The following is a 20,174-nucleotide window of genomic DNA, read 5'->3' as shown; positions in this document are numbered from 1 at the left end:
GTCAGGTATTGTTAGCTTCGTAGGTCCACTCGCGCAACGCCTGGCGCACCAGGTCCTGGTCGGGGTCGCGGTAGAGGTCGTCGTGGCCCGCGTGGTCGCCGAACGCGAAGTCTCGCACGACGGCGACCGGGGTGCCGCCGTCCCCTTCGCCGGTCACGAGGTTCGCGGCGCCGGCGAGTTCGTCGACGACCGCCTGGACGGTGACGCCCATCTCGCGGCCGTCCCTGTCGTGCTCGCCGCGCCAGTCACGAGCGGCTGGGATGCCGGCCCAGCCCAGCGCGACGCCGCGCTGGCCCTGGCGGAACGGGCGCCCCGAGGTGTCGGTGACGACGACGGCGGGTGAGTCGTCCGCGGGATTGTCGTCGCCCTCGTCGCTCCCGTCGGCGGCGACGCCGAGCGCGTCGTCGGTGACGTCGACCGCGTCGGCGAGTCCCGCTCGGATTCGCTCGGCGCTCGCCGTGGGGTCTTCGGGGAGCAACAGCAGGTCGGCGTCGGGGACGTTCGAGCGGTCGATGCCCGCGTTGACGGTCGTGTGGCCGAAGCGCGTGACGGCCAGCAGGAAGGGGGAGTCGAGCACCAGTTCCTCGCTCTCTTCGAGGACGGCCTGGGCGAACCGGGGGTCCTTCTCCTCGCCGGCGAGGTCGGCGATGCGGGCCGCGATCTCCTCCGCTCGCTCGCCGGCCGGGAAGTCGGCCAGGTCGGCCTGGCGGCCCTCGGCCTTGGAGACGACCGTGCTGGCCACGCAGACGACGTCGTCGGGCCGCAGGTCGACCCGCTCGCCGATCATGGCCGCCAGGTCGTCGCCGGGGCGGACCTCGGGTAACCCCTCGACCGCGAACAGTTCCATACGCCTCTTCCGGGATGCGGCGGGAAAAAGGGCCCCGATAGGGGAAAGCGACGCCAGCGGTGGCAACGCCTGCCGACAGTGGCGACGAGGTGTGGGCAGGCCAGGCGAAAAACCGGCCGCCTATAGTTCGTGGACAGTCACGTCGATGGCGCCGTCTGCGACGTCGGCAGTCATCATCGTCGCCCGCGTCGCGGGTGAGGCGCCCGTCGCGCTCCCGGGGTTCAGGATGCGGACGCCCCGGTGGGTCGCGTCCGTCACCTCGTGAGTGTGCCCCGAAACGGCGATGGCGCCATCGTCGCCGTGTTGTCTGGCCGCGTTCGCGACGCGGTCCTCGTAGCCGCGCACCGACCCGGTGCCGTGGGTGACGACGAACGCCACCCCACCGAGTTCGACCGACGCGACGGCCGGGAGCCCCACGTGTGGGTCCGTGTTCCCCCGCACTGCAGTGAGTGCGGTGGCCATCTCCCGGACGTCGGCGATTGTACTCTCCGCGTCGAAGTCGCCGGCGTGGATGACGTGGTCCGCCTCATCGATCAGTTCGCGAAATTCGTCGGGGATCCGCTGGGCTCTGGAGGGGACGTGCGTGTCGCTGACGATGGCGACGTTCATGGGACACTGTATCGGTCGTGTCGATAAAAGGGCCTGCACTCCTGAACGGATATTCGGACGGCTATCGGTTTCTCGGCGAGTGATCGGTACAGATCAACTACGTAGCGATCTGGGGGAGTCGAAATCGTCGCACATAGCACGAAGTCAAAGAACTCGAAAGCCCTCGGCGCGCTCAACTCGCGCGGACCACGCTGCGCGCCGTGGGTGCTTGCGGGTCCGTGCTTCCCCGAGCGCGCCTCGCCCTTTCAGTCCTCCAGGCCCAGCCTCGCTCGCGCGATGAAACGCGCTCGCGATTGACTCCCCACTCCTCCCCGGATTCGGCGCGTCCGCGCCGAATCACGCGTCCTGACCGCTCCGCAACCGCGCGGCGGTCGGCCGGGAGGCCGTCTCGTCGGCCGACCAGGGGAAGGGCAGGGCGGGGGTGCCGTCCTGGAGGACTGAAAGGGCGAGGCGCGGTCGGGGAAGCCGGGACCCCAAAGCACCGGAACGGAGTGAGGAGCGCAGGGTGGTCCCCGCGACCCGAGCGCGCCGAGGGCTTTCTGGCTGTTGGGAGTCTCGGTTCTTCCAGCGCCAGCCAGAAGAATCACCCGTTCAACTCACAGTTGTACGCATCGACAACGGAAGGACTGAACACCACCATCGAATCACGTCCCGGAGATTCATTGCCGGACACGCCGAACACAGAACCATGTCCGAAACGCCCGTCGTCACCGTCTTCCTCCGGAACGACGGCGACGTGCTCCTCTTCCGGCGGAGCGACGCGGTCGGGTCCTATCAGGGGCGGTGGGGCGGCGTCGCCGGCCACGTCGCCGACGACGAGGGGCGAGACCGCTCCCCCGAGACGGCCGCCCGCGACGAGATAGCGGAGGAAACCGGTATCGCGGCCGAGGACGTCTCCCTCGTCCGCGCTGGCGACCCGTTCCCCGTCGACGACCCGGACCGCGACGACAGCTGGCTCGTCCACCCGTTCCTGTTCGACTGCGGGTCGCGGGCCGTCGAGACGAACGAGGAGACGGCCGAGTACGAGTGGACGTCGCCGACCGCGATTCTCCGTCGAGAGACCGTTCCCGCTCTCTGGACCTCGTACGACCGGGTACGACCGCGCGTCGCGACCGTGCGCGACGACCGCGAGCACGGGTCGGCCTCGCTCTCGATACGGGCGCTGGAGGTGCTCCGGGACGAGGCTGCCATAGCAGCGACTGGCCGACCCCCTGGTGAACACGAGCGCCGGGAGGCCGACGGCGACGACTGGGAGGGGGTCGCCGACCTTGCGCGTCGACTTTGCGACGCACGCCCGTCGATGGCGGTCGTCGCCAACCGCGTGAACCGGGCGATGGCGGCCGCGAGCGAGGACCGGACCCCGGCGGCGGTCGAGGCGGCAGCGAGCGACGGCATCGACCGGGCGCTGTCGGCCGACGAGGCGGCCGCCGCGAACGCCGCCGACCGCCTCCCGGACCGCGTCGCCACGCTCTCCCGCTCGGGCACCGTCCTCACGGCGATTCGAGCGGCGGAGCCCGACGCCGTGCTCCTGGCGGAGTCGCGACCGGGCCGCGAGGGCGTCGGGGTCGCCGAGGCGCTGGCCGGCGACTGCGAGGTGACGCTCACGACGGACGCCGCGTTCCCCTTCGAACTCGACGCCTGGAACGCCGAGGCGCTCGTCGTCGGCGCGGACCGCGTGCTCCCCGACGGCCGCGTCGTCAACAAGGTGGGCACCCGGGCAGCGGTGCTCGCCGCGCCCGACCATTGCCCCTCCTACGTCGTCGCCGCGAGCGACAAGGTGGCGACCGACGACGCCGTCGACCTGGAGGAACGGGACGCCGCCGAGGTGTACGACGGTGACGCGGCCCTGGCGGTGGCGAACCCCACGTTCGACGTGACGCCCGCCGACGTAGTCGAGGCGGTGATCACCGAGGACGGCGCCCTCGACGCCGAGGCCGTCGCCCGGGTCGCGGAGCGCCACCGCGAGTGCGCGGACTGGGGGTGAGGCGCAGGCCCCGGTGTTCGGTCTTCCCGTCGCTATTTGTGGGTGGCCGCGGAACCTCCATGGAGACCGATGAACGGGGACGTCGACCGTGGCCGGACGATAGCGGGTCTGTCGCTCGTGGGCGTGGGCATCGTCTCGACGCTGGGGATCGTCACCGCCGAGGCGCTCTATCCGGGGTACAGCACCGCCGAAGAGACCATCAGCGCGCTCGGGGCGTCGATCGGACCGGCGGGACTCGTCCAGCCGTCGGCCACGATTTTCAACGGCGCCATGATCCTCTCGGGGCTGCTCACGCTGGTCGCCGCCGACGGAATCGACCGGGTGTACGACCGCCGCTGGCTAACCGCCATCGTCGCCCTCACCGGCCTCGGCGTCGCCGGCGTCGGGATCTTCCCGGCGGATCAGCCAGCACCGCACTTCGCCGCCGCCTTCCTCGCCTTCGCCGGCGGCGGACTGTCGGCCATCGCGGCCGCGCTCGTCGTTCGACGGCCGTTCAGCTACCTCTCGGCCGGCCTGGGCGTCGTCGCCCTGATCGCCCTCGCCCTGTTCGTCGCGCTCGGCGGGTCGACCGCGCTCGGCATCGGTGGCCTCGAACGCTGGATCACCTATCCGACGCAGCTCTGGGTGACGGCCTTCGGCGGGTACCTCCTGGGGACGGGCGAACACGAGCCGTAACCGACCGGCGAGGTGATTGACCGGCGGGGTGATCGACCGGCAAGGCGAGCGACCGACGGGGGACGATTCGGTGCAACGATCCGGTCGCGGCACAGCACTTAGGCACGCGCCGTCCCAACCGTCCAGATGGACGCGCCCCACCAGCTACGGACGGCGGCCGCCGAGCACGACGACGTGTCGATCACCCACCGCGAGTTCGAGGAGACGGCGGAACTCACGGTCGACTTCGGCGCCGACGCCCACGCCAGCGTCGACGTCGTCGGCGACACCGCCATCGTCGTGGCCGACGACCAGCAGTACGAGTTCGACGTGCCCGAGGAAGCGACGGAGGTCACGACGAACGACGGAATGCTGATCATCCGGTCCGATCGATAGGGCGAGAGTTCGGGCCGCGAGGCCCACCCCTCCTTCACAGCGCGCGTTCGCCCACGTCAGCGACGCGTCCCGCCGGCAGCGGTCTGACGACGCCGTAGTAGAGCCGGTAGGGGACGATGCCAGCGCCGATGCCAGCGAGTACCGCCGGGAGGACGGCCGAGACGACCGCCGGCCCGGCGACGAGTCCGAGCGCGAGGACGGCGACGCCGAAGGCGGCGACGACGGCCACCGTCGTCCACCCGCCGACGACGCCGTGGTCGTCGGCCCACGCGAGCGCCGCAGTCAGGAGCGCGATGACGGCCGTGAGCCACCAGTACGGCAGCGCCCCTCGGCTCGCGTACAGTAGTCCCATCGCGACGCACAGCACACCGAGGCCGACGTCGACGACGACCGCCTTTCGTTCGGCGTCCATAGCCGCGTGCTCGGCCGGTCGGCCCATAACCGTGGCGTTACCCACCATGGCCTAATTAAATGTAATTGGATTTTTCACGCACCCGGCAGTAGTGTTCGTCGAATGTCACCTCGTCGCCGCCCACCCATGGTATCGGACGGCTCCGCGACCGACCCGAACCCGCAGCGAGGTTCGAGGTGATCCCCCGTGGAGACCCATCGACGGTCGATAGTCAAGGCCGCGTCCTACCGACTGTTCGCCACCTCCGTGGTGTTCCTGATCGCCTTCGCGTACACGGGCCAGCTGGGGTCGTCCGCGAAGATCGGACTCTCCGCCGCGGTCGCGAAGACGGCGCTGTACTACGTCTGGGAGCGGGTGTGGAGCAACGTCCAGTGGGGATTGCAAGAACAGTAACGGACCGCAGTCCGTCGGAGGAACGACGACGTCGACGATCAAATCGCCAGTCTAGTCGTCGGCGTGGATCTCGTGGCCGCACTCGGGACAGGTGACCTCGTCGTGGCGGAGCGCGGCGGAGTGCTCGCGGACGTCGCGCATGACCTCGGAGATGTGGTCCTCGGCGGCGAGTTCCTCCTCGACGCTCAGTTCGACGCCCTCGACCTCCAGCAGGAACTTCGCGACCTCCGTGGCCTCGTACATCACGTCGTCGAGTTCCTCGGCGGTGAAGAAGTCGCACATCGCGCCGTAGAGGAAGGTGGCGCCGGCCTTTCGCACCTTTTCCTCGAAGGCGGCCCGGGCCTGGTTGACCGCCTGGGGCGTGTAGGTGTCCGTCATGAACGGCACCAGTTCCGGGAGGTTCTCGCCGATCTTGGTCATCTCGACCCCCGTCTCGGTCCGGAAGTCCGCACAGAGGCGCGCCATGGCCCACTCGCGCGCGGTGATGTACGTGCGGTCCCGCAGGAACTCGTTGGCCCGGTCGTAGGTCCCGCCGTCGATCTTCTTGAACCGGTCGTACTTCCTGACGTCCGCCGGGACGTCCTCGGCCATCTCCTCGACCCCGTCGGCGTCGCCCGGTTCCTGGGCCGCCTCGGCTTCGCTCGAATCTGCGTCGCCGGCCTCGTCGGTGGCGTCCGCCGTTTCCTGATCGTCGGCCGTCTCGCCGGCCCGCTCGCTCTCGACGAGTTCCTGGGCGGCCTGGACGGCGGCCGACTCGTCGACCCCGTCGTCCTCGGCCTGGTCGTCGTCGACCGACAACGGTTCGTCGCGACGGAAGCTGTCGCCGTCGCCGGGCGCCGGACCGGCGTCGTCACCGTCGCCGGACGCGAGATCGTCGGCGTCCTCGTCGCCAGACGCGCCGATGTCGTCCGCATCAGCGTCGTCCGCATCGGGAGTATCGTCGTGCGCGTCGGCGGTATCACCGTCCACGTCGGCGGCATCACCGTTCACGTCGGCACCGCCGTCCACGTCGTCGACGTCGCCATCGGTTTCAGCGACGTCGCCAGCGCCGTCAGCGTCGTCGAGCGACGCGCCTGTAGGCTCAGTTTCCACGTCCCCGTCCTCGGCCTCGCTCACGTCGCCGTCACTGGGGCGGGACTCACCCCCATCCTCGTCTACGTCGGCCTCGTCCACGTCAACTTCGTCCACCCCGCTTTCGGCGGTCTCGTCCCCAGGCGTCGCGCTCTCCGCAGTCTCGTCCTCGTCCACTCCGGCCTCGTCCACCTCGCTGTCGGCCGTCTCGGCCTCGTCGGTCGCGCTCTCCGCAATCTCACCCTCGTCTGTCTCGCTCTCGACGCTCTCGTCGCCGTCCGAGGCGCCGTCGTCGAGGACGCCAGGACCCATCACGTCCTCGACGGCGGCCTCGACCTCCTGTGCCGGGTCGAGTTCGTCGTCGGCGTCGTCGGTTCCATCGTCGGCGCTACCCGCCGGCAGGTCGCCGTCGGTTCCGTCGCTCGTGGTGTCACCGCTCGGGTCTGTCGAACGGTCCTCGACGTCGCCTTCGCCGTCGCCGTCCTCGTCCGGCGGTTCGCCTGCGTTCATGGGCGAACCTGGGGTACCAGGGGTGAAAAAGGCCTCGCCGCGGCAGGTGGCTTTTTTGCAGGTGCCCGCTAACAGCGGCGCATGCAAGTCCTACTCGGCGTCGGGGGCACCCCTCTCTCCTACCAGGCCCTCGACGAGACGATCGCGCGAGCGCAGGAGGCCGGCGACGAGCTCACCGTGGCCGTGTTCGCGAGCGGCGCAGCCGACGCGAGCCGAGACGAGGTCGAACAGCGCGTCCGCGAGACGCTCGCGGACACGGACGTTCCGTCGACGGTTCGCCACGTCGAGGGCGACCCGGGGTCCGACCTCGTGACCATCGCCAACCGGGAGTCCTTCGACCGCATCGTGCTCGGGAGCGGGGAGCGCAGCCCGCTCGGCAAGATCCAGCTCGGCTCCGTCGCGGAGTTCGTCCTCCTGAACGCCCAGACGCCGGTGACTCTCGTCCGATGAGCCCGGCATTCCCCGACGAGCCGGCCGACTCGTTCACGCGACCACCCCGGTCGTTCGCGGACGGCGCCGGCCGGACCATCGACGTCGAGCGCGCGTCGGACGCCGACGCGGCGGACCTGCTCGCGATGTACCGCGAGTTCGACCCCGCCGACCGCGCCCAGGGCATCCCGCCGGTCCAGGCCGAGGCCATCGAGCAGTGGCTCGACACCATCCTCGCCGAGGACTGCGTCAACGTCGTCGCCCGCTACGACGGCGCCGCCGTCGGCCACGCGACGCTCGTCCCCGACGGCGACATCGGCTACGAACTCGCCATCTTCGTCCTCTCGGAATACCAGGGCGCCGGTATCGGCACCGAACTCGTCGAGACGTTGCTGGGGCTCGGTCAGGCCGAGGGCATCGAGAAGGTGTGGCTCACCGTCGAGCGGTGGAACGACCCCGCCATCGCGCTGTACAAGAACGTCGGCTTCGAGACGAGCGACGCCGAACGGTTCGAACTCGAGATGGGCATCCGGATCTGAGGGGCCCCATCGGTTCGAACTGGCGACGTGGTTCCGCCGATTGAGTGCCGAAGAGAGACCACCGAAACCCGCTAGAACAGTGATGGACGTCACAGCCGGGCTGCTAGCGGCGTACGTCATGGTTCCGCTCGTCCCGGCAGTCGGTACGGCCCTCACGGTCGTCGCGCTGTCGCGCCCTCGTGTCGGGATTTTCACGACCGACGAGACCGTCCAGACGCCGTTCGGCTACGAGCGGTATCGGTTCAAATCCCCGAACCGCCGCCGTGCGCTCGGCGTCCTCCTCGTCGCCGAGTTTCTGGTCCTGACCGTCCTCACCGTTTTCGCTGCCGACGCGTATCTCGTCACTCCGTAGTGAGCAGACGCGCCGGGAACCGGTCGGCACTCACACCGCCGAAAGAAGCGTCCGGAAATCGCTACACCGAGAGCACGGGCTGGCTGGCGTACTCGATGACGTACAGCGCCGCGCGCCCGATGGCCTCGTCGGTCTCGTTGCTGCCGGGTTCCCGGGGCACCACCACGAAGTCGGCCTCGATGGCCTCGGCGACGTCGAGGATGACGCTGCCGGGAGACTGGCGCAGGCTGGTCGGCGAGAACCCGGCGGCAGTGGAGGTGTCGAGGTTGCCGCCGACGCCGTCGGAGTCGAGGCGGCCGCGCACCATCTCGGTGAACTCGCGGTGGTCCTCGGCGACGGTGTCGGCGTCGACGGTGCCGTCGTCGATGGCCTTCACGAGGCGCTCGTCGAGGACGAACAGGAGGTGTACGTCGGCGTCGTAGGCGTCCGCGACGGTGATCGCGTACTCGATGGCCCGCTCGGACTGGTCGCTGCCGTCGACCGGCGCGAGTACGAGATCCACGTCCATTGGCAGTTGATCTGACGGGCGGCCCCAAATATCCATCCATTCCGCGCTGACACGACCCCGGGGGAGGACGCGGAGAGAGCACGGAGAGGATACAGAGTGAGCACGAGAGGAGCGCACTGGGAGAGCACGGGGCTTTAACCCGCGAGCGGGGAAGCGTTGGCTATGCGAGAGTACGACGTCGCGCGGGTCTGGGGCATCCCGATCCGCGTTCACGTCTCCTTGCTGGTCATCCTCCCGATCCTCGCGTACCTGATCGGGAGCGGCGAGCAGATCGGGCTGTACGCGGGGCTCATCGAATCGCTCACGGGAACGTCGCTCGACGTGGCGGTCCTCCGCGAGGGGTCGACGCCGTGGGTCATCGGCAGCGTCGCCGCCGTCGCCCTGTTCGTCAGCGTCCTGCTGCACGAACTGGGCCACGCGTGGATGGCGATGCGCTACGACCTCGACGTCGAGTCGATCACGCTGTGGATCCTCGGTGGGCTGGCGAACCTCGGCTCGATCCCCAGAGAGTGGAAGAAGGAGTTCTGGATCGCCGTCGCCGGCCCGATAGTCAGCGTCGCCACCGGTGTCGTCTGTTACCTGGCGCTGTTCGCGGTGCCGGCTTCGGCCGACGTGACGACGTTTGTGGTCGGCTGGCTGGCCGTGACGAACCTCACCCTCGCGGTGTTCAACATGCTGCCGGCGTTCCCGATGGACGGCGGGCGCGTCCTCCGGGCGCTGCTGGCCCGGAACCGGCCGTACGTCGCGGCGACCAGAACGGCCGCCCGGGTGGGGTCCATCTTCGCCATCCTCTTCGCGGTCTTCGGCATCCTCCCGCCGATCCAGCCGATGTTCCTCCTGCTGGCGCTGTTCATCTACGGCGCGGCCAACAGCGAGTCCCGGATGGTCGCGCTGTCGGACCTGCTCGAGGGCCTCACCGTCGGCGAACTCGCCAGCGGGACCGACGCCACCATCGACGCCGGCGAGACCGTCGACGACCTCGTCTCGCGGATGTTCGCCGACCGACGGACCCAGTTCGTCGTCACCGAGAACGGCACCCCCGTCGGCGTCGTCTCGGCGGTCGACTTCAGGGCGCTCTCCCCAGAGGAGCGCGCCACCACGACCGTCGACGCGCTCGTCGAGCGGGACCTGCCCCGCTTCGACGCGGGGATGGCCGCCTTCGACGCGCTGGTCGAACTCGACGGGAATCGCACGACCGAGGCCATCGTCGAGGACGCCGCGGGCACCCGGGTCATCACGCGCGCCGACTTCGCCGCCGCGATGGAGATGCGCCGACTGGTCGGCACCCACGAGCCGTTCTGAGCCGGACCGCCTGCAGGACTTTCTCTTCCGGCTTCCTCTTCGGACGGGACCACAGGCCCCTTCCGACCGTCCGCCGTAGGCCCACGCATGCCGGAACAGAACAGGAAGTTTCTGCTGGCGCAGCGCCCCGAAGGCAAACCCGACGAGGACACCTTCGAACTGGTCGAAGACGACGTCCCCGAACCGGGCCCCGGCGAGGTGCTCGTGCGGACGATCTACCTCTCCGTCGACCCCTACATGCGCGGGCGGATGCGCGACGCCGAATCCTACGCGGAGCCGTGGGAGGTCGACGAACCGCTCGAGGGAGCCGTCGTCGGCGAAGTCGTCGAATCCAACGGCAGCGGATTCTCGGCGGGCGACGTCGTCACCGGCGACCTGGAGTGGGCCGACTACGCCACCGCGCCGGGGAGCGAACTCACGGCGGTCGACCCGGACCTGGGGCCCATCTCGACGGCGACGAGCGTCCTCGGGATGACGGGCCGGACGGCCTTCTTCGGCACCCGGGAAGTGGCCCAGCCGACGGCCGGCGACACGTTCGTCGTCTCCGGCGCGGCGGGGGCGGTCGGCTCCGTCGCGGGCCAGATCGCGAAGATGGCCGGCGCCCGCGTCGTCGGCTTCACCGGCTCCGACGAGAAGGTCGAGTTCCTCGAGGGCGACCTGGGCTTCGACGCGGCGATCAACTACAAGGATACCGAGGACTACGTGGCCGCGCTGGCGGAGGCCGCCCCCGACGGCGTCGACGCGTACTTCGACAACGTCGGTGGCCCCATCACCGACGCCGTCTTCCAGCAGTTGAACCTCGACGCCCGCGTCGCGGTCTGCGGACAGATATCTCAGTACAACGCCGAAGAGATGCCCACTGGCCCGCGGAAGCTCGGCCAGTTGATCGGCAAGCGCGCGACCGTCGAGGGGTTCCTCGTCTGGGACTTCCACGCGCGCTTCGAGCAGGCGAACCGGCGACTCGCAGAGTGGGTCCAGTCGGGGGAACTCCAGTACCGCGAGACCGTCACGGAGGGTCTGGAGAACGCGCCCGACGCCTTCGTCGGACTGTTCGAGGGCGAAAATATCGGCAAACAGCTGGTGAAAGTCGGCGACGAGCCGTAGCGGGCGTAGAAACACCTCGTCGTGGACGCGAGCGAGTTACTCGGGCTTCCGGACGATGTTTTCGAGGGCAGCGGGGTCCGCGTCGTCGTCGAGTTTGCGGACGTTGCCGGCGACAATGTCGGCGAGGCGCTCCCAGTGTTCCGGGCTGTGACCCGCGTTGTGGGGCGTGATGGTCACGTTGCCGAAGTTCCACAGTGGGTGGTCCGCCGGGAGCGGTTCCGGGTCGGTGACGTCGAGGCCGGCGCCGGCGATGGAGTTCGTGCGAATCGCCGACACCAGCGCGTCGGTGTCGACGATGGCGCCGCGGCCGACGTTGACGAGATAGGAGTGGGGCGGGAGCGTCTCGAACTCCGCCTCGCCGATCAGGCCCTCGGTCTCGTCGGTCAGCGGCGCGGCGATAACGAGATGGTCGGTCCGGGCCAGCGCCTCGTGGATGGCGTCCTCGTCGAAGCCGACGACCTCGTCGGTCGGGCCGCCCTTCTCCGGGGAGTAGCGGACGCCGATGGTCTTCACGTCGAACCCGTCCAGTCGCTGGACGACGGCCTGGCCGATGGCGCCGAGGCCGACGACCGTCACGACGCTGTCCTTCAGCTCGCCCGCCTGGAAGTGGCGCCACTCCCGGCGCTCCTGGCGCTCGCTGGCCACGTGCATGTTGCGGGTGAAGCCAAGCACGTAGGAAAGCACCTGCTCGGCGATGTTCGGCGCGTGGATGCCGGAGGCGTTCGTGACGGCGACGCCCCGCGAGGCGAGTTCGTCGAGCGGCAGGTGGTCGTAGCCGGCGGCGACGCCGGCGAACAGTTCCAGCCGCTCGGCCCGGTCGACCAGGGCGGGGTCGACGTCGGTCGACGAGATGACCCTGGCGCCGGCGGCGAAGTCGCGTTCCTCTTTCGGGGTCCGGGCGACGTGGACGGTGTGGTCCGGCAGGCGTTCCCTGAGCGCGTCGGCGTAGTCGACGGCGGGCATGCCGTGCGTCCCTCTCCGGAGGACGAGGACGTCTGTGTCACTCATGGTCTGTGAAGTACTCACGTACACAGAGCGGAGGGCGATACAAGACCGTTTGGCACGGGGAAAAGTGCGGGCCAGCGAGCCGTGAAACGCCGGCCGGACTCAGGAGCGTCGGCGGACGACCAGCCCGACGCCGGCCAGCCCGATGCCGAGCACCGTGAGTCCGAGGTGCGCCTCGGCGAACCAGTACGGCGTCCCCGGGAAGACGGACCGGATGCCCACCATCGCGAGCGAGAGCACGGGCACGTCGCCGCCAGGATCGGCGACGGCGCCGCGTTCGTACCGGTCAGTCCCGGCCCGCTCGCCTTCGGGGAGCCGCTCGGCCTCGTAGGGGATGCCGCCCGTCTGGTGACTCCAGACGACGGTGCCGTTGGGCGTCACCTCGAGGAGGCGGGCGTTCCGGGTATCGGTGACCAGCGTGTTCCCGTTGTCGAGCCGGTCGGCGTCGCGGGGCCAGTTCAGCTCGACCCCTTCGGCCTCGGTGAGCGTCCAGGCCGGCTCCCACTCCCCGGTCGCCTCGTTCCGGTGGAGTTCGACCACGCGGTCGTTCTCGCTGTCGGCGACCAGGACGGCGCCGTCGTCGAGCCACTGCGGATTGTGCTGGTCGTAGAGAACGCTCGGGTCACCACAGCGGACGTCGCCGTCGCCGTCCGCGTCGACGAGCCTCCTCGGCCCCAGACAGGTGTCGTCGCTCCCGCCGTCGTCCTCGTTGATCACCTCGACGACGCCCTCGTCACGCTCGACGAGGAGGACCTGATTCGCGTTGCGGACCGAGACGAGGTAGTGGCTCTCGTTGACGACGTCGACGTCGTTGACGTGGAGCCAGTCGCGTTGCGTCGGATCGGCCGGGGCCTCGTAGAACGAACTCGCGTTCCACTGCCAGGTAATCTCGTCGCCGTCGACGGTGAAGATGCGCTCCTGATCCATGTCAGTCAGGAGGAACTCGCCCGAATCCAGTTCCTCGACGTCGTGGATCTCGCTGTTGGTCTTCGTGCGCACGGGGAAGGCGTACTCCTCGACGACCGCGGGGCCGCCCTCGGCGTCCGGGTCGATGATCCGGAACCCGGTCTTCGTACAGGGTGCCTCGTAGGGGCCACAATCGTCCCCGTAGCCCGAGTGCATGAACCCGGCCAGGACGGTGCCGTCCTCGCGCATGGTCACGTCGAAGTAGCTGTCGGCGGTCTCTTCGGTCCAGACCCGGTCGTCCCCTTCGAGGAGGGAGACGGATCCGCCGGCGTGGTAGCTGTCGTCGCCCTGCGATCCGACCAGCGTCTGGGGCGAGTCGACGCGTTGCGTCCCGATGTCTGGCGCGGTGGCGGCACCGACGGCGACCGTTCCGACGAGCAACACGGCGCCGAGAACGAGGAGAGCGGTGCCGCGCGCTTGGCGGTCCATACCGAAATCTTCCAGTCAGCGCGCGCAAATAGTTTTCGCGCCCGATCACGCCGCCGTCTGTTAATTTAAGGGATCGCTATTGGCCACAAACAGCACCCCCGTTCCGGCAGTGGGGACAGTTACAAGGGATGGGGGGCCACACCAGTGACCAATGCAAGCCGGGCTGGCGGAGTTGTTCGTCCGGATCGTGGGCACCGATCCGGTTGTCCAGGGTCTGGCAGGTGGCATCGTCATCGCGACGATGAACCTCGTCGGCGCGTCGCTGGTGCTCGTCTGGCGCAACCCCTCCGAGCGGGCACTGGACGGGGCGCTGGGCTTCGCCGCCGGCGTGATGCTCGCCGCGGCATTCACGAGCCTCATCATCCCCGGCATCGAGGTCTACTCCGACGGGAATCCGCTCCCGACGCTGGCCGGTGTGGTCCTCGGGGTGGTCTTCCTCGACCGGGCCGACGTCCTCGTGCCCCACGCTCACTACCTGCTGACCGGGGAGCGCCGGACCGACGCCGCCGAGCCGAGCGAGACAGTCCCCGGAATCAACCCGGACAAACTCGCCCCCGTGGTCCTGTTCGTCCTCGCGATAACGCTCCACAACATGCCCGAGGGACTGGCGGTCGGCGTCGGCTTCGGCGCCGCCGAGGGGACGGAAGGGCTCGGTACCGCCCTGGCGCTGATGGTCGCCATCGGTATCCAGAACATACCGGAGGGGCTGGCCGTCTCCGTCGCGGCGGTCAACGCCGGCCTCGACCGGAAGTCCTACGCGCTGTTCGCGGGCGCTCGCGCGGGTGCGGTCGAGATTCCGCTGGCCGTGCTCGGCGCCGTCGCCGTCCAGCTAGTCCGACCCTTGCTCCCGTACGCGATGGGCTTTGCCGCCGGCGCGATGCTGTTCGTCATCAGCGACGAGATCGTCCCGGAGACCCACACCAGCGGCAACGAACGGGTCGCCACGCTCGGCACCATGGCCGGTGTCGTCGTCATGCTGTACCTGGACGTGTCGCTGGGGTAATCCACGCTTCGTCCGTCGGTTCGTCACGGCGAATTAATCACACCCTATGCCGACGACCCGTGGTGTTTTTCCGCGCGGCCGACATAGACTCCGATATGGGCTTTGGTAGCTACGACGAATCCGAACAGAAGGACCAGAACGCGGACATCGACGAGGACGAAGCGGTCACCGTCCACGAGAACGACCACGACGGAGAGGTCACCTTCGAATCGGAGGCCAGCCAGGAGGAACTGATCGGCCGCCTGGACGAGATGAAGGACGACGAAGACGACAAGTAAGCTGCCAGGCCGTTTTCTGCATCTGAATCTTCGGTAGCGACAGCGACGGCGGACGAACGCGGACCGATCTGGCGCCGCGACTGGCCCCACCGACGGACCTGTCCCCCTGGCGGACCGGTCCGTCAGGGATAGATCAGGATGGTCGCCGTCTCCCCCTCGAGGACGTCGACCTCCTCGCCGGACTCGGCGCGGTGTTCCTCGTGGACGGTGACGGCGTCGCCCGGGATGACCGCCACTTCGTCTCCGAGGTCGACCTCGATCTCGCCGTCGAACTCCTGCTGGCGCTGGACCGTCTCGGGGTCCATCGCCTCCAGCGCGGCGACGACCTGGCCGGCCTGGTCGCGGAACTCCGGCCCGATGACGGAGTGGTCGGGGTCGACCGCGACGGGGACGAGTTCGACCGTCGGCTGGCCAGCCTCGACGCGGACCGGCGCGTTGACGGCCTCGCTCAGGTCGTAGGTGTCGACGGGTGACTCGGGCATTGCCTCGGGGTACACCTCGACGCGGTCCAGGTCCTCGTTCAGCGCGAGGCCCTCGTCGGACTTCCAGCCCCGGACCGTCGAGGCGACGTCGGCGATGATGCTCCCGACCGCCTCGGCCTCCTCGTCGAAGCCGGTGGTGTCGATCTCCGGCCAGCTGCTCGCGTGGACGCTCCCCTCGGTCCCGGGCAGTGCGTCCCAGGCCTCCTCCGTGAGGAAGGGGGCGAAGGGCGAGAGCATGGTGAGCGACGACGTGAGCGCCGTGAACAGCGCCTGGCGCGCGGCGTCGCGCTCGCCGGGGCGACCCTCGTAGAGCCGGCCCTTGATCAGTTCCAGGTAGTCGTCGGCCAGGTCGTGCCAGACGAACTCCCGGAGTTCCCGCAGCGCGGCGTCGTAGCGGTACTCGTCCATGTGGGCCTCGACGTCGTCGGCGACGCGGGCACAGCGGGCGAGGATCCACTCGTCGACGTCGCGGTAGGCCGGATCTTCCATCGGCTCGCGGTCGTCGTCGAAGTGGCCCGCGGCGAAGCGGGTGATGTTCCACACCTTCGTCTGGAAGCGGGAGGCCGAGGTGGCCTCCTTGGGCTGGTACTGGACGTCGCTGCCGGGCTGACCGCCCAGGGCGAGGGCCTGGCGGATGGCGTCGGCGCCGTACTCCTCGATGGCGTCGTCCGGGTTGACGACGTTGCCCCGGGACTTGGACATCTTGTTCCCGTCCGGGCCGAACACCATCCCGTTGACGAGGATGTCGTCCCACGGTCGCTCGCCGGTGAGCGCGCCGGTCCGGAGCAGCGTGTAGAACGCCCACGTCCGGATGATGTCGTGGCCCTGCGGCCGGAGCGCCGTCGGTTCGAACTCGTCGAGGGCGATGTCGTCGGGCCAGCCCGAGACGTGCAGCGGCGTGATGGAGGAGTCCATCCACGTGTCCATCACGTCGGTCTCGCCGTGCCAGTCGTCGGCGCCACACTCGGGACACTCGTCGAGTGCGGGGCCTTGGTCGGTCGGGTCGACGGGGAGGTCGTCCTGGGTGGCGATGTGCCAGTGGTCGCACTCACCGCAGCGCCAGGCCGGGATGGGCGTCGCGAAGACGCGCTGGCGGGAGATGACCCAGTCCCAGTCCATCCCCTCGGTCCACTCCTCCAGGCGGGCGTACATGTGCTCGGGGATCCACTCGACCTCCTGCGCTTTTTCGAGGATGAGGTCCTGGTCGACCTCGACGAACCACTGCTCCTTCGAGAGGATCTCGATGGGCGTGTCACAGCGCCAGCACTGCCCGACGTTCTGGGTCGTGGGTTCGCTGTCGTTCAGGTACCCCTCGTCATCGAGTGCCTCGGCGACCTCGGTCTTGGCCTCCGAGATCGTGAGTCCCTCGAACTCGCCGGCGAGTTCGCCGAGGTGGCCGTCCTCGGTGAACACCGGCCGGAGGTCGAGGTCGTGCTCGGCCCACCAGTCGACGTCCTGTTTGTCCCCGAAGGTACAGATCATCACCGCGCCGGTCCCGAAGTCGCCGTCGACGTCGTCGTCGGCGATGAGTTCGATCTCCTGGCCAAAGAGTGGGACCTCGAAGGTGTCGCCCACGCGGTCCGCGTACCGGTCGTCGTCGGGGTCGACTGCCATCGAGACGCAGGCCGCCAGCAGTTCCGGCCGCGTCGTGGCGATCTCGATGTCGTCGTTGTCGACGCCCGGGAAGGTGACGTAGTACAGCGTCCCGTCGACGCCCTCCTCGGTCTCGACCTCGGCGTCGGCGATGGCCGTCTCGCACCGCGGACACCAGTTGACGGGGTGCTCGTCGCGGTACACCATCTCCTCGTCGGCCATCTCGACGAACGAGCGCTGGGTCTTCCCCCAGTACTCCTCGTCCATCGTCCGGTACTCCGCCGACCAGTCGATGCCGAAGCCGAGATCCAGCATCGTCTCCTTCATCGAGTCGATCTGGTCCTCGGTGTGCTCGACGCAGAGCTCCCGGAACTCGTCGCGAGGGACGTCCGTCCGGTGGATGTCGTGATTCTCCTCGACCTTGACCTCGGTCGGCAGGCCGTGACAGTCCCACCCTTGCGGGAAAAGGACGTCCTCGCCCTGCAGGCGGTGATAGCGCGCGGCGAAGTCGATGTACGCCCACCCCAGGGCGTGGCCGATGTGGAGGTTGCCGGTCGGGTACGGCGGCGGCGTGTCGATGACGTAGTCCGTCGCACCGGTGTCGACGTACTCGTAGACGTCCATCTCCTGCCACTCCTCGCGCCACTTCGACTCGACGCTGTCGGGCTCGTAGTTGTCTGCTAGATCGCTCATATGTAGGTGTGTCTGCTCGTTGTGGAATCGCGCCTGATCTCGGTGCGGGGGATGGCAGTGAAAAGAACGGCGACTGCCAGCCTCGCTATCGTACTACCGACGTCATCAGGCCCATACCCGAACCTTGGCGGTCGCTCGTATAAATTTTCGCTTCCCGACCGCGTTCGGAGAACTGAGACGGTCACACCGGTCTTCGATACGCTGTCTCACTGGCGCTCACGAGCCGGTGCACGGACGGCGCTTGATTGCTCGTCGTTCGTCGCGCTGCGGCGACGTTCGGTCCGCGCCAGTCGCCCGGCAGCACGGAGGGCGACTACGGCGAGAAGGGGCACCATGAGAACCGCGCGGGCCGGCTGAAACCCGGCGACTTCCCACGGACCGATCTGTTCGAGCGTCCCACCGGCCTGCGTCAGCCACGGGAGAGAGACGCCGGTCGCGAGGAACACGGAGCCGAGGAGACCGATCAGTGTCGACCGAGTCGTTCTCGGGACGTCCATTCGTCGAATCCACGACGGGGACGACCGATAGACGCTCCGGTCCTCGGGAACCGGTTCCTTCCGACGGCCGTCGAGGTGTCGTCGATTCTGCCTGTCGCGATTACCCGGTTACTACGTCCATTCGAACCCCATTCTTTCGGCATTAATTGGAAGGTATGTAACTAGGTGGTGTGAAAATCTCCCGCACGCGGTGGACGAACAGGATGGGGGCGGTCGTCCACCAGACGTCGAGACACCAGAACGATGACCGACAGATCCAACCACGACCGGGGAGCATCGAACGAGAACGACCCGACGCGCCGCACGTTTCTCAAGACAGCGACGGCGGGTGCGGTGGCGACGGCGATAGGAACTGCGTCGCTGGCTGGCCCAGCGAGCGCCGCACACGGCGGCGGCGGATTCCACGTCGACGACGGGTTCGCCGACACGTCGTGGCTCGACGACGGCGCGGAAGTAATCGTCGTCGAAGAGGCCACCAGGGAGGCCGTCGAGGCGGCGTTCCAGGCCTCGGGCCCGCGGGTCGTCGCCTTCGCGACCAGCGGAACCATCGACCTGGGCGGGGAGTCGCTGGAGATAACGAACGACCAGTGCTGGGTCGCCGGCCAGACCGCGCCGTCGCCCGGTATCACCTTCGTCAACGGCCAGTTGCAGGTCGACGCGAACGACTGCGTCGTCCAGCACGTTCGGACGCGCATCGGGCCCGGCGACGGAGACATCCAGAGCAACGACTCGCTGAACACCGCCGACGGCAGTTCGAACAACGTCGTCGACCACGTGACGGCGACCTGGGGCACCGACGAGTGCATGTCCGTCGGCTACGACAGCGACGCGACGACGTTCTCGAACAACATCATCGCCGAGGGGCTGTGGAACCCCTACGGCGACGAGGCCGACCACAACTACGCGACGCTCGTCGGCGACGGCGCCGACCGCGTCGCGCTCATCGGGAACGTCTGGGCCAAGACACGCGGCCGCGTGCCGCGGCTGAAGAGCGACACGCGCAGCGTCGTCGTCAACAACCTGGCGTACTTCTTCGACGAGGCGGCCAACGCCGACGACTCGGCCGAGACCAGTTTCGTCGGGAACGTCTACGCGGGCACGGCCGATACCGGCGACCCGGTGCTAGACGGCGGGTCGGCGTTCGTCTCGGACAACGTCACGACCGACCCGTCGCTCGACTCGGACCAGCCCTTCGCCGAGACGAACGAACTCGGGTCGCGGCCGCTGTGGCCAAGCGGGCTCTCCGCACTGTCCTCGGGCGAGGTCGAGGCGCACAACCTCGCGAATGCGGGCGCGCGGCCGGCGGACCGGACCGAACACGACCAGCGGGTCATTCGGGAGGTTCGCGACCGCGCCGGCAACGACTCGCTGGACTCGCCGTACGACTACTGGGTCGCCACGCCGGACGACCTCGGTGGCTACCCGCAGCTTCCGGAGAACTCTCATTCGCTGAACCCGCCGAGCAGCGGCCTGCGCGAGTGGCTGGCGGAGTGGGCGGCAGCGGTCGAGACCGGCAGCGGGAACCCAGGGAGCGGTGGCGGCGGGAGTGGCAGCGACGGCGGTGGAACTGACGGCGGGAGCGGCGACGACGGCAGTGACGATGGGTCCGGCGACGGCGGGAGCGGCGACGGCGGCGGAGACAGCGGCGGAACAGGCGGCACGGGCAGCACGCCCATCGGCGAGGGGACATACCGCATCACGAGCGCCAACAGCGGGAAGTTCCTGGAGGTGGCCAGCGCCGACACCAGCGACGGTGCCAACGTTCAGCAGTGGGGCGACACTGGCCACCCCTGCCAGGAGTGGGACGTGACCGACAACGGCGACGGTACCTGCACGCTCACCAACGCCCACAGCGGCAAACTGCTCGAAGTCGCCAACGCCGAGACCAGCGACGGCGCCAACGTCCGCCAGTACTCGGACACGAATCACGCCTGCCAGCACTGGCGTCTCGTCGACAACGGCGACGGCACCTACCGCCTGGAGAACGCTCACAGCGGGAAAGTCGCCGACGTCGAGGGTTTCTCCACGGAGGACGGTGCCAACGTCCTCCAGTGGGCGTACCACGGCGGCGACAACCAGCGCTGGTCGTTCGAAGCGATCTGAACGATAGTAGACGGC

Annotated in this window: 21 protein-coding genes; 12 read left to right on the top strand and 9 right to left on the bottom strand. The window is 68.9% G+C overall.

Features of this window, described 5'->3' with window-relative positions:
- Position 1 precedes the first annotated feature (1 nt).
- Positions 2-847 (bottom strand): coenzyme F420-0:L-glutamate ligase, encoded by an 846-nt coding sequence (locus tag AC5FRV_RS08325; protein ID WP_493560629.1) that lies wholly within the window; start codon positions 845-847, stop codon positions 2-4.
- 120 nt (positions 848-967) lie between these two features.
- Complete coding sequence (locus AC5FRV_RS08320; RefSeq protein ID WP_493560628.1) at positions 968-1,456, bottom strand: metallophosphoesterase family protein; 489 nt, start codon at positions 1,454-1,456, stop codon at positions 968-970.
- A gap of 688 nt (positions 1,457-2,144) precedes the next feature.
- Between AC5FRV_RS08320 and AC5FRV_RS08315 the strand changes: the two genes are divergently transcribed.
- The 3 genes from AC5FRV_RS08315 (at position 2,145) to AC5FRV_RS08305 (ending at position 4,490) form a co-directional block, all read left to right on the top strand.
- Positions 2,145-3,440: an eIF2B alpha/beta/delta subunit family protein gene (locus AC5FRV_RS08315; RefSeq protein WP_493560627.1), complete on the top strand. Its 1,296-nt coding sequence runs from the start codon at positions 2,145-2,147 to the stop codon at positions 3,438-3,440.
- A gap of 69 nt (positions 3,441-3,509) precedes the next feature.
- Positions 3,510-4,115, top strand: a complete 606-nt coding sequence (locus AC5FRV_RS08310; protein WP_493560626.1) for a DUF998 domain-containing protein — start codon at positions 3,510-3,512, stop codon at positions 4,113-4,115.
- A gap of 126 nt (positions 4,116-4,241) precedes the next feature.
- Positions 4,242-4,490: a DUF7127 family protein gene (locus AC5FRV_RS08305; RefSeq protein ID WP_493560625.1), complete on the top strand. Its 249-nt coding sequence runs from the start codon at positions 4,242-4,244 to the stop codon at positions 4,488-4,490.
- Between the two features lie 34 nt (positions 4,491-4,524).
- Here AC5FRV_RS08305 and AC5FRV_RS08300 read toward each other — a convergent pair whose 3' ends face one another.
- Positions 4,525-4,902, bottom strand: coding sequence for a hypothetical protein (locus AC5FRV_RS08300; protein WP_493560624.1), 378 nt, complete (start codon positions 4,900-4,902; stop codon positions 4,525-4,527).
- Between the two features lie 186 nt (positions 4,903-5,088).
- Between AC5FRV_RS08300 and AC5FRV_RS08295 the strand changes: the two genes are divergently transcribed.
- Positions 5,089-5,295, top strand: a complete 207-nt coding sequence (locus AC5FRV_RS08295; RefSeq protein WP_493560623.1) for a DUF2061 domain-containing protein — start codon at positions 5,089-5,091, stop codon at positions 5,293-5,295.
- 51 nt (positions 5,296-5,346) lie between these two features.
- Here the strand turns inward: AC5FRV_RS08295 and AC5FRV_RS08290 are convergent, their stop codons facing one another.
- Positions 5,347-6,093 carry a DUF5806 family protein gene (locus tag AC5FRV_RS08290; protein WP_493560873.1) on the bottom strand — a complete coding sequence of 249 codons (747 nt, stop codon included), beginning with the start codon at positions 6,091-6,093 and terminating at the stop codon, positions 5,347-5,349.
- A gap of 864 nt (positions 6,094-6,957) precedes the next feature.
- Between AC5FRV_RS08290 and AC5FRV_RS08285 the strand changes: the two genes are divergently transcribed.
- The 3 genes from AC5FRV_RS08285 to AC5FRV_RS08275 all read left to right on the top strand — a co-directional run bounded on the left by AC5FRV_RS08285 (position 6,958) and on the right by AC5FRV_RS08275 (position 8,196).
- Positions 6,958-7,326 (top strand): universal stress protein, encoded by a 369-nt coding sequence (locus AC5FRV_RS08285; RefSeq protein WP_493560622.1) that lies wholly within the window; start codon positions 6,958-6,960, stop codon positions 7,324-7,326.
- Positions 7,323-7,844 (top strand): GNAT family N-acetyltransferase, encoded by a 522-nt coding sequence (locus tag AC5FRV_RS08280; protein ID WP_493560621.1) that lies wholly within the window; start codon positions 7,323-7,325, stop codon positions 7,842-7,844. The genes AC5FRV_RS08285 and AC5FRV_RS08280 overlap by 4 nt, the downstream gene beginning before the upstream one ends.
- An 82-nt stretch (positions 7,845-7,926) precedes the next feature.
- Positions 7,927-8,196: a hypothetical protein gene (locus tag AC5FRV_RS08275; protein ID WP_493560620.1), complete on the top strand. Its 270-nt coding sequence runs from the start codon at positions 7,927-7,929 to the stop codon at positions 8,194-8,196.
- 61 nt (positions 8,197-8,257) lie between these two features.
- Here the strand turns inward: AC5FRV_RS08275 and AC5FRV_RS08270 are convergent, their stop codons facing one another.
- Positions 8,258-8,704 carry a universal stress protein gene (locus AC5FRV_RS08270; RefSeq protein ID WP_493560619.1) on the bottom strand — a complete coding sequence of 149 codons (447 nt, stop codon included), beginning with the start codon at positions 8,702-8,704 and terminating at the stop codon, positions 8,258-8,260.
- 162 nt (positions 8,705-8,866) lie between these two features.
- Between AC5FRV_RS08270 and AC5FRV_RS08265 the strand changes: the two genes are divergently transcribed.
- Positions 8,867-10,006, top strand: coding sequence for a site-2 protease family protein (locus AC5FRV_RS08265; protein WP_493560618.1), 1,140 nt, complete (start codon positions 8,867-8,869; stop codon positions 10,004-10,006).
- A gap of 87 nt (positions 10,007-10,093) precedes the next feature.
- Positions 10,094-11,110, top strand: a complete 1,017-nt coding sequence (locus AC5FRV_RS08260) for an NADP-dependent oxidoreductase (RefSeq protein WP_493560617.1) — start codon at positions 10,094-10,096, stop codon at positions 11,108-11,110.
- Between the two features lie 36 nt (positions 11,111-11,146).
- Here AC5FRV_RS08260 and AC5FRV_RS08255 read toward each other — a convergent pair whose 3' ends face one another.
- Together AC5FRV_RS08255 and AC5FRV_RS08250 are read right to left on the bottom strand one after the other, a co-directional pair.
- Complete coding sequence (locus AC5FRV_RS08255; RefSeq protein WP_493560616.1) at positions 11,147-12,118, bottom strand: D-2-hydroxyacid dehydrogenase; 972 nt, start codon at positions 12,116-12,118, stop codon at positions 11,147-11,149.
- A gap of 99 nt (positions 12,119-12,217) precedes the next feature.
- Entirely contained in the window at positions 12,218-13,510 is a 1,293-nt protein-coding gene (locus AC5FRV_RS08250) for an aryl-sulfate sulfotransferase (RefSeq protein ID WP_493560615.1), read from the bottom strand.
- A 151-nt stretch (positions 13,511-13,661) separates the two neighbouring features.
- Between AC5FRV_RS08250 and AC5FRV_RS08245 the strand changes: the two genes are divergently transcribed.
- Entirely contained in the window at positions 13,662-14,513 is an 852-nt protein-coding gene (locus AC5FRV_RS08245; RefSeq protein WP_493560614.1) for a ZIP family metal transporter, read from the top strand.
- A 95-nt stretch (positions 14,514-14,608) separates the two neighbouring features.
- A complete protein-coding gene (locus AC5FRV_RS08240; protein WP_493560613.1) occupies positions 14,609-14,791 on the top strand; it encodes a DUF5786 family protein in 183 nt (60 codons plus the stop codon).
- Positions 14,792-14,913: 122 nt separating this feature from the next.
- Here AC5FRV_RS08240 and AC5FRV_RS08235 read toward each other — a convergent pair whose 3' ends face one another.
- A complete protein-coding gene (locus AC5FRV_RS08235; protein ID WP_493560612.1) occupies positions 14,914-17,559 on the bottom strand; it encodes a valine--tRNA ligase in 2,646 nt (881 codons plus the stop codon).
- Positions 17,560-17,765: 206 nt separating this feature from the next.
- Positions 17,766-18,056, bottom strand: a complete 291-nt coding sequence (locus AC5FRV_RS08230) for a hypothetical protein (RefSeq protein WP_493560611.1) — start codon at positions 18,054-18,056, stop codon at positions 17,766-17,768.
- A gap of 243 nt (positions 18,057-18,299) precedes the next feature.
- Between AC5FRV_RS08230 and AC5FRV_RS08225 the strand changes: the two genes are divergently transcribed.
- Positions 18,300-20,159: an RICIN domain-containing protein gene (locus tag AC5FRV_RS08225; protein ID WP_493560610.1), complete on the top strand. Its 1,860-nt coding sequence runs from the start codon at positions 18,300-18,302 to the stop codon at positions 20,157-20,159.
- The last annotated feature ends 15 nt before the right edge of the window (positions 20,160-20,174 follow it).

This window comes from Halomicrobium sp. HArcel3 (genome assembly GCF_058933135.1).
This window is presented reverse-complemented; position numbering and strand designations above follow the sequence as displayed.